The following is a 20,316-nucleotide window of genomic DNA, read 5'->3' as shown; positions in this document are numbered from 1 at the left end:
GCGCAAGGCCGGATCCGCGCGCCCGTCCCGCGCCCCCGGGCCGCCCTCCGACTTTCGTCCCACGGCGCGGGCGCGGGGGGGGGGGGGGGGGGGGGGGGGGGGGGGGGAACAACCCCCCCCCCCCCCCCCCCCCCCCCCCCCCACACCCCCTCCCCAACTCCGCAATGGGGGTTTGCAAAGGGGGCGAGCCCCCTTGCCTGGGGGGCTCGGGGGGACTGGTCCCCCCGACACCGCCTGCCGACTTGGCGCCCCGAGAACATTCCGCTAACACCGACCCATGACCGACCACGCTTTCACCCTTGGCGACGCCCTTCTGCACGCCCGCCCCTCGGGCGCGCTGTGGTGGCCTGCGCTGCGCTTGCTGGCGGTCGGGGACCTGCACCTGGGGCGCGCCCAGCGCGGGGCGTTGTGGGGCGGGGCGGCGCTGCCGCCTTATGAGGCGCGGGAGACGCTGGACCGGCTGGCGGCTGAGGTCGAGGCGCTGCGCCCGGCGGTGGTGGTGAGCCTCGGGGACGGGTTCGACGACGCCGCCGCCGCGGCGCGGCTCGAGGATGAGGCGCTGGCGCGGCTGAGCACGCTGGCGGCGGGGCGGGACTGGGTGTGGATCGCGGGGAACCACGACCCGGGTCCGGCGGCCCTGCCCGGCGCATGGGTGGCCGAGCTGCGGCCCTCGCCGGGCGGCCCGGTGTTCCGCCACATCGCCGAGGCGGACGAGGACGACCCCGAGGTCTCGGCCCACTGGCACCCCAAGGCGCGGATCGGCGGGGCGCGGCGGCGGTGCTTTTTGCTGGATGGGCGGCGGCTGGTGCTGCCCGCCTTCGGGGCGTTCACCGGCGGGCTGGACGTGGGGTCCGAGCCGCTGACGGCGCTGATGCCGGAAGGGCTGGCGCTGCTTTGCGGCGACGCCGTGCGCCCCGCGCCGCTCTCGGGCCTGCGGGCGCGACGGCCAGGAAGACGCCACGCGAGATAAAAAAAGGGGGGGTCCAGGGGGATCTCCCCCTGGTCGGGGGGGCAGCGCACTGCGATGCCGGGCGGAAGCCCCCGCCACGCCTCCCCTCTTGCCGACGCCCCGCCCCGCCGCCATCCTCCGCCCCCATGAGCACCGACTTCACCCCCCGCACCCCCGACTGGCGCGCCCGGATCGAGGCCGCCTTCGCCGCCCAGGGCATGATGCAGACCCTCGGCGCGCGGATGGACGCCGCGTCGCCGGGCGAGGTGACGCTCTCGGCCCCGATCACGCCGGCCACGGCGCAGCATCACGGCGTCGCCCATGCCGCCCTGTCCTTCGCGCTGGGCGACAACGCGGCGGGCTTCGCGGCGCAGAGCCTGATGGAGGCCGGGGACGGGGTGATGACGGTGGAGATGAAGATCAACCTGATGGCGCCGGGCGCCGGGGACCGGCTGCGCGCCGTCGGCCGGGTCGAGCGCGCGGGGCGGCGGCTGACGGTGGTCCGCGCGGACGTCTGGGCCGAGGCGGAGGGGCGGGCGCCGGTCCACGTGGCGACCCTGCTCGGCACCATGATGTGCATGGACGGGATGGGCTAGGCGCGCCGCGCCCGGCGCAACGCCGACGCCCCTCGCGCCCCTCGCCATGGCGCGGCCGGGCGGCCGAGCGGGGGGCCCCGCCCCCCCGAGGCCGGCCGCACGCGGGGAGCGAAGGCGCAGAAAGAAAGCGCCGCCGGATCCTGCGGGATCCGGCGGCGCGGTCTCGGCCCGGAGGTCGGCCGGAAGTCAGGCGGAGGTCAGATCGACAGGTCCTCGGGCTTGGGCAGCCCGTGGATGCGGCTCGCCGCCGTGACGGTGTTGGCCAGCAGGCAGGCGATGGTCATCGGCCCGACGCCGCCCGGCACCGGGGTGATCGCCCCGGCCACCTTCACCGCGCTGTCGAAATCGACGTCGCCCACCAGGCGCGTCTTGCCCTCGCCCTTCTCGGGCGCGTCGATGCGGTTGATGCCGACGTCGATCACCGTCGCGCCCGGCTTCACCCAGTCGCCCGGGATCATCTGCGGACGGCCCACCGCCGCCACCAGGATGTCCGCCCCGCGGCAGACCGCGCCAAGGTCCTTGGTGCGCGAATGCGCGATGGTCACCGTGCAGCTTTCGCGCAGCAACAGCTGCGCCATCGGCTTGCCCACGATGTTCGACCGGCCCACCACCACGGCGTTGAGGCCCGAGAGGTTCCCCAGCTCCTCGCGCAGCATCAGCAGGCAGCCGAGCGGGGTGCAGGACACCAGCGCGTCCTGCCCGGTGGCCAGCAGGCCCACGTTCGAGATGTGGAACCCGTCGACATCCTTGGCCGGGTCGATCGAGTTGATCACCAGGTCGCTGTTCAGGTGCCCCGGCAGCGGCAGCTGCACCAGGATGCCGTGCACCTCGGGATCGGCGTTCAGCCGCTCGATCAGCGCCAGCAGGTCCGCCTCGGAGGTGTCGGCGGAGAGGCGGTGCTCGAAGCTCTTCATCCCGCAGGCGACGGTCTGCTTCGCCTTCGAGGCGACGTAGACCTGGCTGGCCGGGTCCTCGCCCACCAGCACGACGGCCAGGCCGGGCGTGACGCCCTGCTCGGCCATGCGCGCGACATGGGCCGAGATGCGGGCGCGCAGCCCCTCGGCGAAGGCCTTGCCGTCGATGATGCGGGCGGCGCCTTGCGCCCCGGCGGTGTCGGATCCGGTCATATGTCGTTCTCCTGCACTGGCCGCGAGTCGCCCCCCGCGGGGGCCCCGTCAGGCGACGCCCGCTCTCTGGACCGCTCCCCTGCACATGGCAAGGACAAGCTGAGTCGCAGCGGCGGCCGCGGCCGACTCAGTTTGGAAATCGCGCTCCCGGGCGACCTGCGATTCGCGACCCGGTGGGGCCTTTCCGCGTCACCCTCGGGGCATTTTGTCCCAGAAATTGCCGCAAAAAGGTTTCGTAAGGCATTTCCATGACGGGTTGGGCTTGGATTCCGTCCGAATCTGATCCACTTGTTCATGCTGAACGTGGTACCTTAGTCAGAGTCGATGTTTGTTTAGGTGAAGGCGACGGCGCCCCCGGCAGAACGCCGGGAAGGTCCGTCGCGCATGGCGGCGCGTAATGAAAGAGCTTTACGGCGGCATGTTGTTGATCGCGGCGTTCGTCGTGGTCGCCGGGTCCGAGTTGGGCCGGAACGAGAGCGGCCCCCGCGTCTCGCGGGCGGACATGTGGAATGACCTCCGCGGCCGCCAGACCTCTCCATCCAACAACGGCGCGCATTTCACCACCGTCCGCACCGCGCCCCTCAAGGGACGCTCCCCCGAAGCCCTGGCCGAACCCGCCCTCGCCTTCGCCGAGGAGATGACGACGCGCGCCGCCGACATCAGCCGCCACATGCGCGGCGAGATGGGGCTGCCGGCGCTGGTCGCGGGCGCGGCCTCGGCGCTGGTCGAGGACGAGGAGGTCGGCGAGGAGGTGGCGGGGGCCATCGGCATTTCGCCGGCGATCTTCGCGGCGATCGACCCGTTCAGCTCTCCGCAGCGCTCCGGTCCCGGCGAGCTGGCGGGCGCCGGGCTGCTGGGCGCGGCGCTGACTTACGCGCCGCTGCCGGTCCCGCGCCCCGCGCCGGGCGAGCGGACGACGCCCGAGCAGGCGGCCGCGCTGGAGGCGGAGGCGCCGAAGGGGATCATCGCCTCGGCGATCGCGGCGCTGACCTCGGCCGGGCGCTCGGCGATCTCAGAGGAGGAGGCGACGCAGCGCAAGGTGGTGATCCTGGTGTCCCCGGACGCGCCGGACCCGGCGCAGCCGCGCTCGGCCTCGTACCAGGACCGCGCCGATCTTCCGGGCCTGAACCCGGGACCGCCGCGCGAGCCGTTCACGGAGTTGAACGAGGTCTATCGCGACCGCGCCCCGGGCAAGGCCGACCGGACCTGATCCGTCGCAGACCCGCAGACGCAAAAACGGGCCCGCGATGCGGGCCCGTTTCGCGTTTCAGGCCCCGCCGTAAAAAAGGGGGGTGCAGGGGGGCTCCCCCCCTGCTCGGGAGGATCGGGGGGCGGAAGCCCCCCGCAGTGAGTTCAATAATGCGCCCACCCCATCGCGGGCGGCAGGTGCAGGCGCAGCCTGTCGCCGACCTTCAGCGCGCCGGGCCGCTCGACCCAGGCCACCACGCCGCGCCGTCCCATCGCCGCCTTGGTCCAGCCGCGCCCCAGCCCCGGGTGGTGCGTCTCGATCAGGTCGGCGGGGAAGCGGCAGGGGCCGTTCTCCATGTCGATGGCGATGGAGGCGGTCCCGTCCTCGGCCACCAGCCGCGAGGCCGGGGGAACCTGGGTGAAATCCGGGATCCCCTCGATCACCAGGTTGGCGCCGACCCAGGCGGGTTCGAGCATGGAGATCCCCATGTCATGCGCCGTCGCCGCCATCTCCTCGACCGAGAGGATGGAGAGTTGGCGGGCGTTGCGGATCTCGGTCCCCCGCTGCGGGTACTGCTTGATGACGCGGGAGCAGGAGGGCCGGGTGGCGCCGCCATGGCAATCCCCCGCGGCGCCGTCGAAGCCGAGCTCGAGCACGTCCACGGGATTGGCGGCGAGCGACACGGCGCGGTCCGGGACCACGCCGGTCCAGGTGATCTCGGCCACGAAGTCGGAAGGGGTGAGGCGGGTCATGGAAGGCTCCGTGGGATCAGGTGCGGGCGTCAGATGCGGTCTGCGGGGGCGAGGCCCCCGGGCAAGGGCGCGCCGCCGAGGGCGCGGACCAGCAGCCGCGCGACGTGGTGCGAAAGGGCGACGCCGATCTTGTGCCCGCCGGTCGCCGCCCACAAGCCGCCTTGCGCGTCTCCGCGCCCCGGGACAGGCCCCAGGAGCGGGCCGCGGCCAGGCGCGCGGGGGCGCAGGCCGGCCCAGCGCTCATCCGCCTCGCGGCCGAGGAGGAGGGGGCAGAGCGCGGCGGCCTGCTCCAGCACCCCGTCCAGCAGCGGGTCGGGGCCGGGGGCGGGCCAGTTCTTCTCGGCCGTCGAGCCGACGGCGATGCCGTCCGCGTGGGGCACGATCCAGATGCCGCCCTGGTGGATCAGCATGGCGCCGGGCGGCGGGGCGATGTTGAAGAAAGCGGCCTGGCCCTTCTCGGCCGAGAGCGCCAGCGGCAGCTTCCCGGCGAGGAGTTTCGCCGATCCCGCCCCCGCGGCGACCACGGTCAGCGCGGCGGAGAGACGCCCGGCATCGGTGTCCGCGCCCCCTTCATCCACCGCGCGGGCGCGGGCGGCGACGAACTCCACCCCCTCGGCCCGGCAGGCGGCGGCCAGCGCGGCGCAATAGCGGCGGGGGGAGATCAGGGCCGCGAGGTCGTCCCACCAGGCCCCCCGCGCCGGGGGCGCCATCCAGGCGGGGTCCGGCGGCGCATCCACGATCTCGGCCCGCGGGCCCTCCGCCCAGCCGAAGGCCGCGCGGGCGCCGTCCCGCAGCGGGGCCGGCGCCGCGTCCAGCGCCTCGGCCCAGATCGGCGCGGCGCCGGGGGCGCGGCTCGCCGCCCGCTCCCACGCCGCATCGTCGTGCAGGGGTTGCAGGCGGCCCGTGGCGCGCCAGCCGGGGGACAGGCCGGTGGCGGCCTCGAGCGCGGCGGCATGGAGGGGCAGCGACACAAGCGCCTCGAATTGCAGGGCTTTCAGCGGCGTCCAGGGCGCGGGCAGGTGCGGACCAAGCGCGCCGACCAGCCCCATCGAGGCGGCGCCGGGATCCCCCGCGCCCCCCGCCGGGTCGACCAGCGTCACCCGCCGCCCCGCCTGCGCCAGGGCCAGCGCGGCGTTCAGCCCGAAGGCCCCGCCGCCGATCACGAGCGCGTCGCTTGCCAAGCCCCCGCCTCCTTCGCCTATTGTCGGGCCGAGATGAGCCGCCTTCAGACCAGACCCCAGCCGCCCGCGCAATCCCCCGCCGCAGCATCCCCCGCCGCAGCGCCCGACCTGTCGTGGCGCGCGGGGGCGGCGGGCGCCGTGCCGGTGTCGGAGCTCTATGACGACCCGTATTACTCGGTGACCGACGGGCTGGCCGAAACGCGGTACAATTACCTCGAGGCCGCCGGTCTGCCCGCGCGGATGGCGGGGGCGGAGGCGTTCCATATCGGCGAGCTGGGCTTCGGCGCGGGCCTCGCCACGCTGGCGGCGTGGGAGGCCTGGCGGAAGGCGGGCGACGCGAACCGCGGCACGCTCCACGTCACCTCTTTCGAGCTGCACCCGATGGCGGCCGCGGACATGGCGCGCGCCCATGCCGCGTTCCCCGAGCTCGCCGCCCTGTCGGCGGAATTCCTCCCCGCCTGGGCGGCGGCGGAGGGCGAGGCGGAGCGGCGCATCGCCCTGCCCGGCCTGTCCTTGCGCGTGGTGCTGGGGGATGCGCGGGTGACGGTCCCGCGCACAAGGCTGCTGGCGCAGGCCTGGTTCCTCGACGGGTTCGACCCGCGGCGGAACCCGGCCTTGTGGGAACCGGCGCTTCTCTGCGCCGTCGCCCGCCGCACCGCGCCGGGGGGCACGGCGACCAGCTACACCGCCGCGGGCCACGTGCGCCGGGCGCTCTCGGCCGCGGGGTTCGAGGTGACCCGGCGGCCCGGCTTCGGGACCAAGCGGCACATGACCGTCGCCCGCCTGCGCCCCGAGGGCGCGGCATGAGCGGCCCGCCCCCCGCCCCAGACGCCGAAGACCTCCTCTCCCGCATCTCGGCCTGCCGTCTTTGCGCCGACCGCTTCGCCGCCACGGCGACGGCCCACGACCCGCGGCCCGTGGCCTGGATCTCGCCCACCGCCCGGATCCTCGTCGCCGGGCAGGCGCCGGGCGCAAGGGTGCAGGAGTCCGGCCTTCCCTTCGACGACGCCTCGGGCGACCGGCTGCGCGGCTGGATGGGGCTGGGCCGCGAGGCGTTCTATGACCGCGCGCGGATGGCCTTCCTGCCGATGGGGTTCTGTTTCCCCGGCTATGACGCGAAGGGAAGCGACCTGCCGCCGCCCGCCCTCTGCGCCCGCACCTGGCGCGCGCAGGCGATGGCCGCCATGCCGCGCCTGTCGCTGGTGCTGCTGGTCGGCGGTCATGCCCAGCGCTGGCACCTCGGGGGCAAGCGCAGCGTGGCCGAGACGGTGCGCGACTGGCGCGCCAACACGGGCAAGACGCCCGCCCTCCTGCCCATGCCGCACCCGAGCTGGCGCAACACCGCCTGGCTGCGCCGCAACCCGTGGTTCGAGGAGGAGGTCACGCCCTGGCTCCGCGCCCGCGTGGCCGAAGCGCTGGCGGAGGCCCCGGCATGAAGCGCCTCGCGCCCCTCCTCCTCCTCGTCCTCGCCGCCTGCGCGGGGGGCGGGGCGATGGACCCGCGCCCGCCGCTGGCCGGCGCCGAGCTGCGCCCCGCCCCGGTCCCGGACCCCGAGGGCGAGAACCAGCGCCTCACCGCCCCGCCGCTGATGTTCACCCTGGCGGCCGAGGCCCCGGGCGCGACCCTCCCCGTCGCCCACTGGCCCGCCGAGGGCGAGACGAAGGCCGTCCTCCTGGCCCTCCACGGCTATGGCGATTACGGCGCCTCGACCTTCGGGCGGGCGGCGCGGGCGTGGGCCGCGCGCGGCATCGCCGCCTACGCGCCCGACCAGCGCGGTTTCGGCCGGGCGCCGGGGCGGATGCGCTGGCCGGGGGCCGAGACCTTGCCCAAGGACGCCGCCGCCGCCTTCGCCGCCGTCGCCGCGCGCCACCCCGGAACGCCGGTCTTCGTCGCCGGGCACTCCATGGGCGGCGCGGTGGCGCTGGCCGCCGCCGGGCGCGGCGGGTTCCCGGGCGCCGCGGGGCTGATCCTGCTCGCCCCCGCGGTCTGGGGCGGCGACAACCTCAACCCCATCCTGCGCCTCTCGGCCTGGAGCGCGGCGCAGATCGCCCCGGACAAGCGCTGGACCGGCGAGGGGGTGGTGGAGATCCAGCCCACCGACGACTGGGACATGCTGGTCGCCCTGTCGCGCGACCCGCTGCACTACGCGGCCCCCTCGGGGCGGGAGTTCCTCGGGCTGGTGCGGCTGATGGACGAAGCGCTGGACGCGGCCCCCGGCGCGGACCTGCCGGCGCTGATCCTGCTGGGGGAGAACGAGGAAGTCGTCTCCCCCGCCTCGGTCGAGGCGCTGCCTGCCGCATTGCCGGGACCGGCGCGGCTGGAATATGCACCCGGGGGATGGCACATGCTGCTGCGCGACCGCGGCGCGTCCCGGGTCTGGTCCCGCGTCGCGGACTGGATGTTGGCCCCGACGCCGCCCGCCGAGACGCCCGACACGCCCGCGCCCCAACCGGGAGCCCAACCGGGAGACTGACATGACCGACGCCGCCACGCCCCTCGACCGCGCCGTCCTCGCCGCCCGCGACGCGGGCCAGGCGCCCGAAACCGCGGGCCGCGTCGCCGACGCGCTCCTCGCCGCCCCCCTCTGGCTGCTGCTCGAGGAGGAGCCGGGGACCGATGACAGCTTCAAGCCCCGCCTGCTGGAGCTCGAGGCCGGGCCGACCGCGCTGGCCTTCGACGCCGAGGACCGGCTGGCGGAATTCGCCGACGGCCCCGTCGCCCATATCCAGATCCCCGGCCGGGCGCTGGTCTCGACCTTCGCGGGGTCGGGCGTCTGCCTCGCGGTGAACCCCGGCGTGGCCGAGTCCGAGCTGTTCTGGGACGCCGCCACGGTCGACTGGGCCGCCGAGGCGCTGGCCGGGGAGGTCGAGGCCGAGGCCGCGCGCCCCGAGGCGATCGCCGCCCCCGGGCCGCTGCCCCCCGGCGCGCTGGAGCTGCTGGGCCCGAAGCTCGCCGCCCTCGCGCCCTCCTTGGCCGAGGCCTGGCTGACCGAGGCGCAGTTCTCCGACGGCTCGGCGCGCCTGTTGCTGGTGCTGCGCCTGAACGGGGCCGAGAAGGCGGATGAAGCCACCCGCGCCGAGGCCGAGGCCGCCACCGCGCGCGCGCTGGCCGATACCGGGCGGCTGGCGGGGGCGAGCCTGCCCGAGCTCGACGCCGCCTTCGCGGTCGAGGGCGAGCCGCTGCTGGAGCGCGCCCGGCGGCTCGGCCTCGGCGTCGACCTGCCCGAGCCGCAGAAGCCCGCCCGCCGCGCGGCCCCGAAGGCGCCCGGATCGGACCCCGACGCGCCGCCGATCCTGCGCTGAGCGCGCGCAGGCCCCCTCCCCGCGGCATCTCTCCCTTCGCGCGTCGACGCGCGATCGCGCGCGTTCGCGCGCGCCGCCGCGCCGAACCGCTCGGTTTATGAAAAAAAGGGGGTGACTGATCTACTCAGGGTTGTAAATTAATCCCAAGTTCAGCCCCCTCGGCCTGGGGCGCGGCCATCGCCGTGGAGGCCGTCGCGGGCAGGGAGGGGGACCCATGACGCAGATCGCGCGCCATGCCGAGACGACCCCCCGCCCCCCGCGGGGGGCGGACGAGGCCGCCCTGCGCCTGCTCCACCTCTCGGACGTCCATGCCCACCTGATGCCCTGGGATTACCAGGAGGACCGCTCGGCCCCCGGGATCGGGCTGGTGGCGCTGGCCGCCCAGATCGAGGCGCTGCGGGCCGAATCCCCCGGGGCGCTGCTGCTGGACGGGGGCGACACGCTGCAGGGCACGCCGCTGGGCGACCAGGCGGCGGCCGAGGCGGCGGCGGCGCGGCGCGACGGGCGCAGGCCCGAGGCCCACCCGGTGATCGCCGCGATGAACGCGCTCGGGGTCGATGCGGCGGCGCTGGGCAATCACGACTTCAATTTCGGGCTCGACCTGGTGCGCGAGGCGGTGGAGGACGCCGCCTTCCCGATGCTCTGCGCCAACCTGCGCGCGCCGGGCGCGGCCGGGGGGGCGGGGCTGTTCGCCGCCTCGACGATGCTGCGCCCGCGCGTGCGCGACGGCGCCGGGCGGCTGCGCGAGGTGAAGGTCGGGGTGTTCGGGATCTGCCCGCCGCAGACGACGATGTGGGATGCCGAGCTTCTGTCGGACAAGGCGGTGTCCGAGGACGCGGTGCATGCCGCCGCCCGCGCCGCGGAGCAGCTGCGCGACGCGGGGGCCGAGGTGGTGGTGGCGTTGGCCCATACCGGCGTGGCGGCCGAGCCGGGCGGGCCGGGCGCCGAGAACGTGGCGCTCGAGATCGCGCTGCTGCCCGCGGTGGACGCGGTTCTGGCCGGGCACCAGCACCGGCGGCTGCCGGGGCGCGACTTCGCCGGGATCGCGGGCGTGGATCCGGCGGCGGGGACGCTGCATGGCAAGCCCGCGGCGATGCCCGGCTTCCGGGCCGAGCGGCTGGGCGTGATCGACCTGCGGCTGCGCCATGACGGGACCCGCTGGCGCGCCGCGGGCGGCACGGCGCGGCTGGCGGCCAATGTCGGCAGCGCCGATGCCGGGCGGATCCCCGCGCCGGCCGCCGTCGCCGCGCCGCCGCCGGCGCAGGGCGCCGCCTTCGCCGGGGCGGCCGCGGCGCGCCCGGCCCCGGCGGCGGGGGCGGCGGCGGGCGACACGCTTCTCGCCCGGGCCGGACCGACCGCGGGCGACCCGCCGCCGCCCGCCGCCCCGGCGGCCCTGGCCTCCCCGGCCGGGGCGCGGGCGCCCCGGGCCGAGGCGACGGCTTCCGGGGCGACGGCTTCCGGGACGACGGCGGCCAGTGCGGCCCCGTCCGGCGAGGGGGCGGCGCCGTGCCGCGATCCCGCGTCCAGCCCGCTCGCCGCCGCGGTCCGCGCGGCGGCGGACCCGGCGCATCGCCGCACGCTCGAGATCCTGCGCCGACCGGCGGGCAGCATCTCAACCCCGATCAACACCTGGTTCGCGATGGTCGCCGACACCGCGGCGGTGCAGCTGGTGACCCTCGCCAAGCGGCGCTGGATGGACCGGGCGCTGGACCGGGCAGAGGACCCCGCGCTCAGCGCCTTCGCCGGGCTGCCGCGGCTCGCCGTCTCGGCGCCGTTCCGGGCCGGGTGGCTGGCGGGCCCGCGCGGCTACCTGCGGATCCGCGCCGGGGCGCTGCAACGCCGCCACCTCGCCACCATCTACCCGTTCCCGAACACCGCCGCGCTGCTGCTGGTGGACGGCGCGGGGCTGCGCCTGTGGCTGGAACGCTCGGCCGCCGCCTGGGCGCAGGTCGCGCCGGGCGAAACCGACCGGATCCTGCTGCACCCGGACGCGGCGCCCTACAATCTCGACCTGATCGACGGGCTGGAATGGGAGGTGGACCTGTCCCGCCCCGCGCTGTTCGACCCGCTCGGCAAACCCACGGGCGCGCGCCCGGAGGAGGGGCGGATCCGCGACCTGCGCCATGCCGGGCGCCTGCTGCGCGCCTCGGACCGCTTCGTGATCGCGACCAACGCCTATCGCGCCGGGGGCGGCGGGGCGTTCCCGGGGGTGCGGGAGCTGACGGCGCTCCCGGCGCCGCGCGCCTCGACGGCGGAGCTGCTGGCCGACTACCTGGCCGCGACGCCCGGGGCGGACCCGACGCCGCGCTTCAGCTGGCGCTTCGGATCGGTTCCCGGGGCGTCGGCGGTGCTGCGCACCTCGCCCGAGGCGCCGGCGGGGCGGACCGCGGCGGCGATGACCGGGGGGCTGCGCGTCGAGGATCTCGGCACGGATGGAAACGGCTGGGGGCTGCGGCGGCTGGCGCTGTGACCGCGCGCGCCCGGGGAAGGCAAGACGCCCGCCCCGGGGCCTCCGGGGCGGGCGTTGCGTTGTCGACGGCGCCGTTCGGCATCTCCGCGACGCCCCAGGGGGCGCCGGGGCGACTAGAGGGATGCGCGCGACGCCCCACGGGGCGCCGAGGCGCCGTCAGTGCATCGGGCGGGACAGCCGGATCGGGCCCTCGGCCTCGAGCGCATCAACCGCCCGGCCCGACTGGGTCACGCTGATCAGCCCGTCGCGCTGCAGGCGGCTCGCCACCTCGCGCACGCGGGGCATCAGGGGTTTCCACTCCGCCGGGGACAGCGCGCGCGCGGCCTCGGAGGGGCAGAAGCTCGAGCTCGGCCCGCGGTCGCGGGCGAGGTCGAGCAGGGTCTCTGCGATGCGGGAATCATCAGGCATGTCTTGATTCGGTCCTCCCAGTTTCGGCTCGGACTCTACCACCAAGCGAGCGGCGCGCATGTGAATGATTGACGATTTGTTCAACGATCTTGCACCCTTGGATGCTGCACCGCACATATGGCGTTGCAGCGGGGCATTGTCGAAACCCGGTTTTCACACGCTATATGGGCATGGCGCACCCGGCGGGGAGGCCGGGCCATGCGCCAGACAGGGAGCGACGCATCATGACCAAGTTCGGCACGTCCCAGCCGGTCCGCCGGGTCGAGGACCCCCGCCTTCTGACGGGCGCGGGCGGCTATATCGACGACATCGCGCCCGCGGAGGCGCTGCACGCCGCCTTCCTGCGCGCGCCGGTCGCCCATGCGAAGATCACCGCGCTGGACGTCTCGGCCGCCCGGGGCGCGCCGGGCGTCGCCGCGGTGATCACCGGGGCCGATCTCGACGCGGCGGTGGAGAACGGCGTCGACGGCGCGACGGTGACCAACCGCGACGGCGCCCCGGGCGCCGCCCCGCGCCGCCCGGCCATCGCCACCGACACGGTGCGCTATGCCGGCGAGGCGGTCGCCATGGTGCTGGCGGACACCCTCGCCCAGGCGCGCGACGCGGCGGAACTGATCGCATTCGAGTGGGAAGAGCTGCCCGCCAACGCCGACCCGACCGCCGCCGCCAACGCCGCGCAGATCCACCCCGAGGCGCCGGGCAACCAGGCCTATGACTGGGCCTTCGGCGACGCGGTCGCGGTGATGCAGGCCTTCGACGCCGCCGACGACGTGGTGACGCTGCCGCTGGTCAACAACCGGGTCATCGCCGCCTCGATGGAGCCGCGCGGCGCCTTCGCCGAATGGGACGCGGCCGCGGGCAAGCTGCACCTTGCCTTCAACGGCCAGGGCGTGTGGGGGCTGAAGGACCAGCTCGCCCGCCGCATGGCGCTGGCGCCCGAGAAGGTGCGCATCACCAACCCCGCCGATATCGGCGGCGGCTTCGGGATGAAGGGTTTCGCCTATCCCGAATACCTCGCCCTCGCCCATGCCGCGCGCAGCCTGGACCGGCCGGTGCGCTGGATGTCCGACCGCTCAGAAGCCATGGTCACGGATGTGAGCGGGCGGGACAACGTCACCACCATCCGCGGCGCCTTCGACAAGGACCGGCGGCTGACCGCGCTGCACGTGTCGATCACCTCCAACCTCGGCGCCTACAATTCCGGCTACGGCCAGTTCATCCAGTCCGAGCTGGCCAAGTTCGTCGCCCCCGGCGTCTACGCCGTGCCGCTGATCCTGATGGAGACGAAGGGCGTCTACACCAACACCACCCCCGTCGACGCCTATCGCGGCGCGGGCCGCCCCGAGGCGATCTACGCGCTCGAACGCCTTATGGACGCCGCCGCCCGCCAGTTCGACATGGGGCAGGAGGAGATCCGGCGCATCAACTTCATCCCGCCCGAGGCCTTCCCCTACACCACCGCGGTGGAAGAGACCTATGACGTCGGCCAGTTCGACAAGGTGCTGACCCGCGCGCTGCGCGAATCCGACTGGGAGGGCTTCGAGGCCCGCCGGTCCGAGGCCGCCGGGCGCGGGCGCCTGCTGGGCCGGGGCCTGTGCTGTTACATCGAATCGATCCTCGGGGCGCAGAACGAAACCACGCGGATCGAGTTCGCCGAGGATGGGGGCCTCGACCTCTATGTCGGCACCCAGTCCAACGGCCAGGGGCACGAGACGGTCTATTCCCAGATCCTGCACCAGCGCACGGGCCTCCCGTTCGACAGGATCCGCGTTCGGATGGGGGATTCCGACCTGATCGCCACCGGCGGCGGCACCGGAGGGTCCCGCTCGGTCACCATGCAGGGCAATTCGATCAACGCCGCCTCGGACGAGATGATCGAGAAGTTCCGGGCGCTTGCGGAGGAGGAGCTCGAGGCCCCCGCCGCCGACCTGGAATTCTCGGACGGCGCCTGGCGCGTCGCGGGCACCGACAAGGCGATCACGCTGATGGAGCTGTCGGTCGCCGCCCGCAAGGCCGGCAAGACCGAGCTTCTGACCACCGAGCGGGAGAACACCGTCCCCGGACGCTCCTACCCCAACGGCGCCCATATCGCCGAGGTGGAGGCGGACCCGGAGACCGGCCACATGCAGGTGGTGCGCTACACCGTGGTGGATGACCTCGGGGTGCTGATGAACCCGATGCTGGCCGAGGGGCAGGTCCATGGCGGCGTGATCCAGGGCATCGGCCAGGCGCTGACCGAGCGGGTCGCGCATGATGAAGGCGCGCAGCTTCTTTCCGCCTCTTTCATGGATTACGCGATACCGAGGGCGAAGGACGTGCCCAACGTGCCGTTCCATTCCGAACCCACGCCCTCGACCGCCAACCCCATCGGCATGAAGGGCTGCGGCGAGGCGGGAACGGTCGGCGCGCTGGCGGCGGTGACCAATGCCGGGCTCGACGCCCTGTGGCCCGCGGGCGTGCGGCATGTCGACATGCCCATGACCCCGCAGCGCGTCTGGGGCTGGATCAGGGACGCGGACGCGGCGTAAGCGTGTAAGGGCGGGGGCGGCGCCCGGACGGCCCGCCCCCGGCCGCAGAGTGACGAGGAGAAGAGGCCATGTTCGGCATCATCAAGCGGATGTTCGCGGAGCCCGAACCCCAGCGGTTCGACGCCCCCCTCGTCATCGACCGGCCCACCTATGCGGTCGGCGACGTGCATGGCCGGTTCGACCTGCTCGCCCCCCTCGTGCGCGCCATCGCCCAGGACGCCGAGGCCGCGCAGCTCGACAACCCGCGCGTCGTCTTCATGGGCGATTACGTGGACCGCGGCGAGCGCAGCAAGGAGGTGGTCGACTACCTGCTGCACCTCGTCGGCGGCAACCCGGCGGCGACCGACGGCGACGTGGTGATGCTGCGCGGGAACCACGAGGAGATGCTGCTGAACTTCCTCGCCGACCCGGTGAGCGAGGGGAGCCGCTGGCTGCGCAATGGCGGGCTTCAGACGCTGATGAGCTACGGCGTCGGCGGCGTGTCGACCAGCACCCCGCCCGACGGGCTCCTGGACGCCGCCCGCCGGTTGTCCGAGGCGATGGGCGACAGCGCCCTGGCGCTGCGGATGCTGCCGAGCTCGGCCCTGTTCGGCGACGTGTTCTTCGCCCATGCCGGGGGCGACCCGACGGTGCCCGTCAGCCTCCAGGCCGAGCGCGCGCTGATCTGGGGCGCGCCCAGCTTCCGCTCCGAGCTGCGCGAGGACGGCAAGTGGGTGGTCCACGGCCATTACGTGGTGGACGAGGCCGACGCCCGCCATGGCCGCATCGCGGTGGACACGGGGGCGTTCTTCTCGGGCCGCCTCACCGCCGCGCGGCTGCTGGACGGCGAAGTGGAGTTCATCCAGGTCGAGGAGTGACGCCCGCCGGACCGGGCGGCCGCGCATGAAAAAGGGCGCCGGGAGGGGATCCCGGCGCCCTTTTCCTTTCGCGGCGGGGGGCCGCGGCCCCCCCGATGGCCCAGAGGCGGCTCAGAGGCCGTTGGCCGTCGTCGCCGCCTGCAGGAAGATCTGCGGCGTCAGCTGCGAGATGACGCGGTTCCAGGAGGTGACCGGCTGGGCCGAGATGAACACCACGTCGTTGGGGCGCATCTCGAAATCCGTGGCCAGGGTCAGCGCCGCGGCGTTGTCGGCATCGAGGTGATAGGCCGTGACCGCGCCGAAATCACCGCCCGCGGTCCCCTTGCGCAGCACGTAGATCTCGCCGTAATCGGCGAACTGCGCGTTGGGCGACAGGGTGTGGAACAGCGCGTCGGCCAGCATCAGCCGGTTCTCGAACGGCAGCGCGATGCGCGAGGGCGCGTTGATCCGAAGCTCGCCCGCCAGGTAGGCGTAGTCGCGCTTCACGGCCCCGAGCTCGAGCCGCGCCTGGAACGCCTCGCGCTGGCGGGCGTCCTCCAGCCCGGCCTGGTTGGCGACCGCGTTGTTGTAGCTGGCCACGTCGATGCGCATCCGCGCGATCGCCTGGGTCAGCTGGGCCTTCTGGATCTCGAACTGCGCGAGGGTCTGCTGCAGGCGGACCTCGTCGATATCGGCCTGGAGCTGGCGGAAGGCGAACTCCCGCTCGGCCAGCTCGGCCTGGCGCAGGCGCAGCTGCTCTTCGAAATAGCGGCGGGCCTGCTCCTCGTCATAGGAGGTGTCGACATAGACGCTGTCGCCGTCGCGCAGCAGCACGTCCTGCAGGCCGTTCTCGCCATAGAGGCGCGACAGCGGGGCCTGGTAGACCTCGCCGTTGCGGAACAGGCGGACCACGGCGTAGTCGGTGTCGGTCCCGGTCACGCCGCCGGCGAGCGAGAGCGCCTCGGTCAGCGTGGTGGGCTTGAGGGTGATGGGCGCGAGGGTGGGGCTGCGCACGTCGCCGCCGACCGAGACGCGCTGCGAGTTGAACTCGGCGATCTCGAGGCTGAAGGTCGGGTCGAGGCGCTGGGCCACGAGGGCGTTGAAGATCTCGGCCTCGGCCTCTTCCAGCGTCTTGCCGGCGATGCGCACGCGGCCCACGTCCGGCACGGCGATGGCGCCGTCATCCTGCACGATATAGCCCTGGCGGCGGCTCTGGGCCGCGATCAGGGCGGGCACGTCGTTAAGCTCGGCGCCCGCGGTGTTGGCGGCCAGCAGCACCACGTCGGCGACGCCGATGCGGTAGGGGCGCGGCTCGGACGGGGGCGGCATGCGGGTGGCGGCGACGCCGGGGCCGCGGGTCCGCTGGGCGGCGCCCTCGGGCAGGTTGACGCTCACATTCCGGGCCTGGCCGTCGCGGCGGGCCTGGGCGGCGAGGTCGGGCATCTGCGGCGTGCGCACGTTCGGCACGCCGAGGCGCGGCGATTGCGGCGCGGGTTCGGGCCGGAAATAGGGGGGCAGCCGCGCCGGGGTATAGGCCGAGAGATTGGCCTCCGCCGCGGTTTCGAAGGTCATCGCGACGACGCGGACATCGACATCCCCCGCCGCCTCGGACACGTCGGGGACGGTGTAGATCACCCCGCAGCCGCTCAGCCCGAATGCCGCCGCGCAGGCGACAGCCATCAATTTCCTGTGCATGATCCGTCTCGCCCCGAACCTGTCAAAGCCTTGCCGGCTTTTGTGTTTCCGCGACCGGATGGTCCTGCCGCGTCGCTGTTTCGCGGGGCGCGCCCCGCCTGCTCTGCGCCCTGCCCGACCATGGGGACGGAGCGTGCGCGCGCCGCATGGTACTTGGCTTCGCGCCCCGCGGTCACTGCGTTTTAACCCAAGTTCAACAGATGTTGCGGCCCCGCCACGGGGCGGCGCGCCGCAGGATTAACCACTTTACCATATTTCGCAGTTGCAGCATGATTTGACCGTGCGTGCTGCGTCCTCTGCGGCAATGCGGAAAAACCGACTTGCGATTCCTTAAGGAATCCTTTTTCCTAAACGCAGGGGAAAATTTTAGGTGTGTTGGGCATACGGATTCGGGCGCGTTCAGCCCGTCCGGCCCATTGGGATTAACAGGTGCATTATGGCCGATCTCAGGGTTGACCACGGCGTATCGCGCACGGACGAATTCGACGTCCCGGCCCGCGGCAACGCCTCGACCTATCGCGCGGGAGGCAAGCGGGTCTGCGACATCGCGCTCGCCATTCTCATTCTTCCGATGGTGGCGCCGGTGATCGGCGCGCTGGCGCTGGCGGTGAAGCGGCAGGACGGGGCCAACCCGTTCTTCGGCCACACCCGCGTCGGCCGCGACGGCAAGCGGTTCCGCTGCTGGAAGATCCGCACCATGGTCGCCGACGCGCAGGAGCGCCTGGTCGAGCACCTGGCCAACGACCCCGAGGCCGCGGCCGAGTGGGAGGCGGAGCGCAAGCTCACCAACGACCCGCGCATCACCCGCCTCGGCGCCTTCCTGCGCAAGACCTCGCTGGACGAGCTGCCGCAGATCTGGAACGTGCTGCGCGGCGACATGTCCTTCGTCGGCCCGCGCCCGGTGCCCGAGGACGAACTGGAGAAATACGGCCACGCCCGCGGCGCCTACCTGGCGGTCCGTCCCGGCGTCACCGGCATGTGGCAGGTCTCGGGGCGCAACGACGTCGCCTATGACGAGCGCGTGCGCATGGATGTCGAGTACCAGCGGGCGTACACGCTGCCGATGGATTTCGGCATCCTGCTGCGCACCGCCGGGGTGGTCGTGAAGCCGACCGGCAAGTAAGCTGTCCCGCGCATGGCCCCCGGGCCATGCGCCGGCCGGACCTCGAACGACAAGGCGATCCCATGACCTCCACCGACATCCGCGTGGCGATCATCCATTATTGGCTGGTCGGCATGCGGGGCGGCGAGCGGGTGCTCGAACAGCTCTGCATGATGTTCCCGCAGGCGGACATCTACACCCATGCCTGCATCCCCGAGAACATCTCGCCGCTGCTGCGCCGGCACAAGATCACCGAGACCTTCATCGGCCGGCTGCCGGGCGGGCGGAAGCATTACCAGAAGATGCTGCCCCTGATGCCCCGCGCGCTGGAGGAGCTGGACCTCTCGGGCTACGATCTCGTGATCTCCTCCGAAAGCGGTCCGGCCAAGGGCGTGATCGCGCCGGTGGACGCGGTGCACCTGTGCTACTGCCACTCGCCCATGCGCTATATCTGGGACCAGTACCATTCCTACAAGGACGGGCTGTCCTGGCCCGCCCGCAAGGTGTTCGAGGCGGTGGCCCCCGGGCTGCGCATCTGGGACGCCGTGGGCGCGCAGCGGGTGGACAGCATCGTCGCCAACTCGAACTTCGTGCGCCGCCGGGTGAAACGGGTCTGGGGGCGCGACTCGACCGTCGTTCACCCGCCCGTCGACCTCGCCGCCTATCGCCCGGCCGAGGAAGCGCCGGGCGAGCATTACCTGTTCCTGTCCGAGCTCGTCTCCTACAAGCGCCCCGACCTCGCGATCGAGGCGGTGCGCGGCACGAACCGCAAGCTCAAGATCGTCGGCTCGGGCGGTGAGCGCGAGCGGCTGGAGGCGACGGCCCCGCCGAACGTGGAGTTCCTGGGCCGGGTGCCGGACGACCGGATGGCCGCGCTCTATCGCTCCTCGCGCGCGCTGCTGTTCCCGGGGGTCGAGGATTTCGGCATCGTCCCGCTGGAAAGCATGGCCTGCGGGCGGCCGGTCATCGCGCTCGGCAAGGGCGGGGCGCTGGACACGGTGGTGGACGGCGAGACCGGGCTTCTGTTCGAGGAGCAGACCGCCGAGGGGCTGCGCGCCGCGATGGACCGGTTCGAGGCCGAGCTCGAGCCGCGGATGGACGTCGCCCGCATCGCCGCCCATGCCGCGAAATTCGGGCCGGAGCATTTCCGCGCCGGGCTGGCGGACGCGCTGCGCGCCGCCGCCCCGCACCTGCCGCTGGACGGGATCGAGAACCTGGACGGGCGGCAGGACGCGGCCTGAGCCGCCCTGCCCCGGACATGAGACCCGGACATGAAGAAGGGCGCGCCCGGCCGGGCGCGCCCTTTTCCGTTCCGGCGGGGGCGGCGCCCCTCAGCCGTAATAGTCGTAGTCGTAGTAGCGGTCCGTCTCGACGTCGTACTTGTTCAGCACCACGCCCGCGACATGGGTCAGCTCCGAGAGCTGGCTCTCGCAATCGTCGATCTCGCGCACCGTGGAGATGCCGGCCGAGGCGATCAGCAGCACGCAGTCCACGTGCGACATGAACGAGATCGCGTCATCCGAGGCGCGCATCGGCGGCAGGTCGTAGATGATGACATGCGGGCGCAGCTCGCGCTTCATCGTGTCGATGGCGTCGAAGGCGGTCTGCGCCTGCACCACCTCGGCCGAATGGCGCATCGACTGGTTGGTCACGCAGACCGCGAGGCTGTCGGAGTACTTGCGGAAATGGTCGGTCAGCCCGCCATTGCCGCTCAGGTACTCGCCCATCGAGGTCGAGCCGCCGGCGCCGAGCACCTTGCGCACGGCGGGCCGCTTGAGGTCGACGTCGCACAGCACCACGCGGTTGGTCTTCTGGCGCGCGAAGCTGAAGGCGAGGTTGGTGGAGATCATCGTCTTGCCGCAGGCCTGGGTCGGCGAGGTGATGGCGATGGAGGTCCACTCGTTGCGCTCCAGCAGCTTCAGCAGCTTGGTGCGCAGGATGTCGAAGGCGATGTGGGCCGGGTTCTCTTTCGATTCCGTCACCACCCGCGCCTGGGTCAGCGCGCGGGTGTCGAGCTCGGCCTGGGGCAGCTCGTTCCACATCATCGGCGTGTCGCCGCGCGGGGTGAAGCGCGGCTCGGCCGGGCCGCGCACGCGCGGTCCGCCCTCGCCGCGGGTCGTCTTGGCCTTGGAGATCGCCGCCTTGAGCCGTTCCATGAATTCTTCCTCGTGCAATGGCCGC

The 20,316-nt window shown here is 73.5% G+C and carries 18 protein-coding genes; 12 read left to right on the top strand and 6 right to left on the bottom strand.

What is annotated here, in order from left to right; translation table 11 throughout:
• Positions 1–277 precede the first annotated feature (277 nt).
• On the top strand, positions 278–970 hold the full coding sequence (gene pdeM / locus ACQ5SO_RS11255) for a ligase-associated DNA damage response endonuclease PdeM (RefSeq protein ID WP_430941695.1): 693 nt from the start codon (positions 278–280) through the stop codon (positions 968–970).
• A gap of 125 nt (positions 971–1,095) precedes the next feature.
• Positions 1,096–1,545 carry a PaaI family thioesterase gene (locus tag ACQ5SO_RS11250; protein WP_430941694.1) on the top strand — a complete coding sequence of 150 codons (450 nt, stop codon included), beginning with the start codon at positions 1,096–1,098 and terminating at the stop codon, positions 1,543–1,545.
• A gap of 197 nt (positions 1,546–1,742) precedes the next feature.
• Here ACQ5SO_RS11250 and folD read toward each other — a convergent pair whose 3' ends face one another.
• On the bottom strand, positions 1,743–2,672 hold the full coding sequence (gene folD, locus ACQ5SO_RS11245; protein WP_430941693.1) for a bifunctional methylenetetrahydrofolate dehydrogenase/methenyltetrahydrofolate cyclohydrolase FolD: 930 nt from the start codon (positions 2,670–2,672) through the stop codon (positions 1,743–1,745).
• A 397-nt stretch (positions 2,673–3,069) separates the two neighbouring features.
• Here folD and ACQ5SO_RS11240 point away from each other — a divergent pair, with 397 nt between their 5' ends.
• Entirely contained in the window at positions 3,070–3,882 is an 813-nt protein-coding gene (locus tag ACQ5SO_RS11240; protein ID WP_430941692.1) for a hypothetical protein, read from the top strand.
• A gap of 143 nt (positions 3,883–4,025) precedes the next feature.
• Here the strand turns inward: ACQ5SO_RS11240 and ACQ5SO_RS11235 are convergent, their stop codons facing one another.
• Positions 4,026–4,613 carry an MOSC domain-containing protein gene (locus ACQ5SO_RS11235; RefSeq protein WP_430941691.1) on the bottom strand — a complete coding sequence of 196 codons (588 nt, stop codon included), beginning with the start codon at positions 4,611–4,613 and terminating at the stop codon, positions 4,026–4,028.
• A 29-nt stretch (positions 4,614–4,642) separates the two neighbouring features.
• A complete protein-coding gene (locus tag ACQ5SO_RS11230; protein WP_430941690.1) occupies positions 4,643–5,794 on the bottom strand; it encodes an NAD(P)/FAD-dependent oxidoreductase in 1,152 nt (383 codons plus the stop codon).
• A gap of 33 nt (positions 5,795–5,827) precedes the next feature.
• On the opposite strand from ACQ5SO_RS11230, the gene mnmD reads away from it, so the two are divergent.
• From mnmD to ACQ5SO_RS11205, 5 genes are all read left to right on the top strand, one after another.
• A complete protein-coding gene (gene mnmD, locus ACQ5SO_RS11225; protein ID WP_430941689.1) occupies positions 5,828–6,601 on the top strand; it encodes a tRNA (5-methylaminomethyl-2-thiouridine)(34)-methyltransferase MnmD in 774 nt (257 codons plus the stop codon).
• Positions 6,598–7,230, top strand: a complete 633-nt coding sequence (locus ACQ5SO_RS11220) for a uracil-DNA glycosylase family protein (RefSeq protein WP_430941688.1) — start codon at positions 6,598–6,600, stop codon at positions 7,228–7,230. Before mnmD ends, ACQ5SO_RS11220 begins: the two co-directional genes overlap by 4 nt.
• On the top strand, positions 7,227–8,267 hold the full coding sequence (locus tag ACQ5SO_RS11215; RefSeq protein ID WP_430941687.1) for an alpha/beta fold hydrolase: 1,041 nt from the start codon (positions 7,227–7,229) through the stop codon (positions 8,265–8,267). The genes ACQ5SO_RS11220 and ACQ5SO_RS11215 overlap by 4 nt, the downstream gene beginning before the upstream one ends.
• A 1-nt stretch (position 8,268) precedes the next feature.
• Complete coding sequence (locus tag ACQ5SO_RS11210) at positions 8,269–9,096, top strand: SseB family protein (RefSeq protein ID WP_430941686.1); 828 nt, start codon at positions 8,269–8,271, stop codon at positions 9,094–9,096.
• A 214-nt stretch (positions 9,097–9,310) separates the two neighbouring features.
• Entirely contained in the window at positions 9,311–11,566 is a 2,256-nt protein-coding gene (locus tag ACQ5SO_RS11205) for a 5'-nucleotidase C-terminal domain-containing protein (RefSeq protein ID WP_430941685.1), read from the top strand.
• A 156-nt stretch (positions 11,567–11,722) separates the two neighbouring features.
• Here the strand turns inward: ACQ5SO_RS11205 and ACQ5SO_RS11200 are convergent, their stop codons facing one another.
• Complete coding sequence (locus ACQ5SO_RS11200) at positions 11,723–11,974, bottom strand: DUF3253 domain-containing protein (RefSeq protein WP_430941684.1); 252 nt, start codon at positions 11,972–11,974, stop codon at positions 11,723–11,725.
• A 224-nt stretch (positions 11,975–12,198) separates the two neighbouring features.
• Here ACQ5SO_RS11200 and ACQ5SO_RS11195 point away from each other — a divergent pair, with 224 nt between their 5' ends.
• Complete coding sequence (locus ACQ5SO_RS11195; RefSeq protein ID WP_430941683.1) at positions 12,199–14,502, top strand: xanthine dehydrogenase family protein molybdopterin-binding subunit; 2,304 nt, start codon at positions 12,199–12,201, stop codon at positions 14,500–14,502.
• A gap of 68 nt (positions 14,503–14,570) precedes the next feature.
• Positions 14,571–15,359, top strand: a complete 789-nt coding sequence (locus ACQ5SO_RS11190; RefSeq protein ID WP_430941682.1) for a metallophosphoesterase family protein — start codon at positions 14,571–14,573, stop codon at positions 15,357–15,359.
• Between the two features lie 111 nt (positions 15,360–15,470).
• On the opposite strand, the gene ACQ5SO_RS11185 is transcribed toward ACQ5SO_RS11190, so the two are convergent.
• The gene (locus tag ACQ5SO_RS11185) at positions 15,471–17,018 is read right to left on the bottom strand and encodes a polysaccharide biosynthesis/export family protein (protein ID WP_430941681.1); all 1,548 of its coding nucleotides are present in this window, start codon (positions 17,016–17,018) and stop codon (positions 15,471–15,473) included.
• A 451-nt stretch (positions 17,019–17,469) separates the two neighbouring features.
• On the opposite strand from ACQ5SO_RS11185, the gene ACQ5SO_RS11180 reads away from it, so the two are divergent.
• Complete coding sequence (locus ACQ5SO_RS11180) at positions 17,470–18,156, top strand: sugar transferase (protein WP_430941680.1); 687 nt, start codon at positions 17,470–17,472, stop codon at positions 18,154–18,156.
• Between the two features lie 62 nt (positions 18,157–18,218).
• Entirely contained in the window at positions 18,219–19,376 is a 1,158-nt protein-coding gene (locus tag ACQ5SO_RS11175) for a glycosyltransferase (RefSeq protein WP_430941679.1), read from the top strand.
• 90 nt (positions 19,377–19,466) lie between these two features.
• On the opposite strand, the gene ACQ5SO_RS11170 is transcribed toward ACQ5SO_RS11175, so the two are convergent.
• Positions 19,467–20,291: a CpsD/CapB family tyrosine-protein kinase gene (locus ACQ5SO_RS11170; protein WP_430941678.1), complete on the bottom strand. Its 825-nt coding sequence runs from the start codon at positions 20,289–20,291 to the stop codon at positions 19,467–19,469.
• Positions 20,292–20,316: the final 25 nt, after the last annotated feature.

It is taken from the genome of Rhodovulum sp. DZ06, from assembly GCF_050586345.1.
In the GTDB taxonomy this organism is placed as follows: domain Bacteria; phylum Pseudomonadota; class Alphaproteobacteria; order Rhodobacterales; family Rhodobacteraceae; genus JBOCEF01.
The sequence above is the reverse complement of the archived record's forward strand: the minus strand, read 5'-3'. Positions and strand labels throughout refer to the sequence as shown.

Excerpts from the sequence above, each read along its gene's own strand:
- pdeM (WP_430941695.1), top strand. The coding sequence starts at position 278 with ATGACCGACCACGCTTTCACCCTTGGCGACGCCCTTCTGCACGCCCGC.
- ACQ5SO_RS11250 (WP_430941694.1), top strand. The coding sequence starts at position 1,096 with ATGAGCACCGACTTCACCCCCCGCACCCCCGACTGGCGCGCCCGGATC.
- folD (WP_430941693.1), bottom strand. The coding sequence starts at position 2,672 with ATGACCGGATCCGACACCGCCGGGGCGCAAGGCGCCGCCCGCATCATC.
- ACQ5SO_RS11240 (WP_430941692.1), top strand. The coding sequence starts at position 3,070 with ATGAAAGAGCTTTACGGCGGCATGTTGTTGATCGCGGCGTTCGTCGTG.
- ACQ5SO_RS11235 (WP_430941691.1), bottom strand. The coding sequence starts at position 4,613 with ATGACCCGCCTCACCCCTTCCGACTTCGTGGCCGAGATCACCTGGACC.
- mnmD (WP_430941689.1), top strand. The coding sequence starts at position 5,828 with ATGAGCCGCCTTCAGACCAGACCCCAGCCGCCCGCGCAATCCCCCGCC.
- ACQ5SO_RS11220 (WP_430941688.1), top strand. The coding sequence starts at position 6,598 with ATGAGCGGCCCGCCCCCCGCCCCAGACGCCGAAGACCTCCTCTCCCGC.
- ACQ5SO_RS11215 (WP_430941687.1), top strand. The coding sequence starts at position 7,227 with ATGAAGCGCCTCGCGCCCCTCCTCCTCCTCGTCCTCGCCGCCTGCGCG.
- ACQ5SO_RS11210 (WP_430941686.1), top strand. The coding sequence starts at position 8,269 with ATGACCGACGCCGCCACGCCCCTCGACCGCGCCGTCCTCGCCGCCCGC.
- ACQ5SO_RS11205 (WP_430941685.1), top strand. The coding sequence starts at position 9,311 with ATGACGCAGATCGCGCGCCATGCCGAGACGACCCCCCGCCCCCCGCGG.
- ACQ5SO_RS11200 (WP_430941684.1), bottom strand. The coding sequence starts at position 11,974 with ATGCCTGATGATTCCCGCATCGCAGAGACCCTGCTCGACCTCGCCCGC.
- ACQ5SO_RS11195 (WP_430941683.1), top strand. The coding sequence starts at position 12,199 with ATGACCAAGTTCGGCACGTCCCAGCCGGTCCGCCGGGTCGAGGACCCC.
- ACQ5SO_RS11190 (WP_430941682.1), top strand. The coding sequence starts at position 14,571 with ATGTTCGGCATCATCAAGCGGATGTTCGCGGAGCCCGAACCCCAGCGG.
- ACQ5SO_RS11185 (WP_430941681.1), bottom strand. The coding sequence starts at position 17,018 with ATGGCTGTCGCCTGCGCGGCGGCATTCGGGCTGAGCGGCTGCGGGGTG.
- ACQ5SO_RS11180 (WP_430941680.1), top strand. The coding sequence starts at position 17,470 with ATGGCCGATCTCAGGGTTGACCACGGCGTATCGCGCACGGACGAATTC.
- ACQ5SO_RS11175 (WP_430941679.1), top strand. The coding sequence starts at position 18,219 with ATGACCTCCACCGACATCCGCGTGGCGATCATCCATTATTGGCTGGTC.
- ACQ5SO_RS11170 (WP_430941678.1), bottom strand. The coding sequence starts at position 20,291 with ATGGAACGGCTCAAGGCGGCGATCTCCAAGGCCAAGACGACCCGCGGC.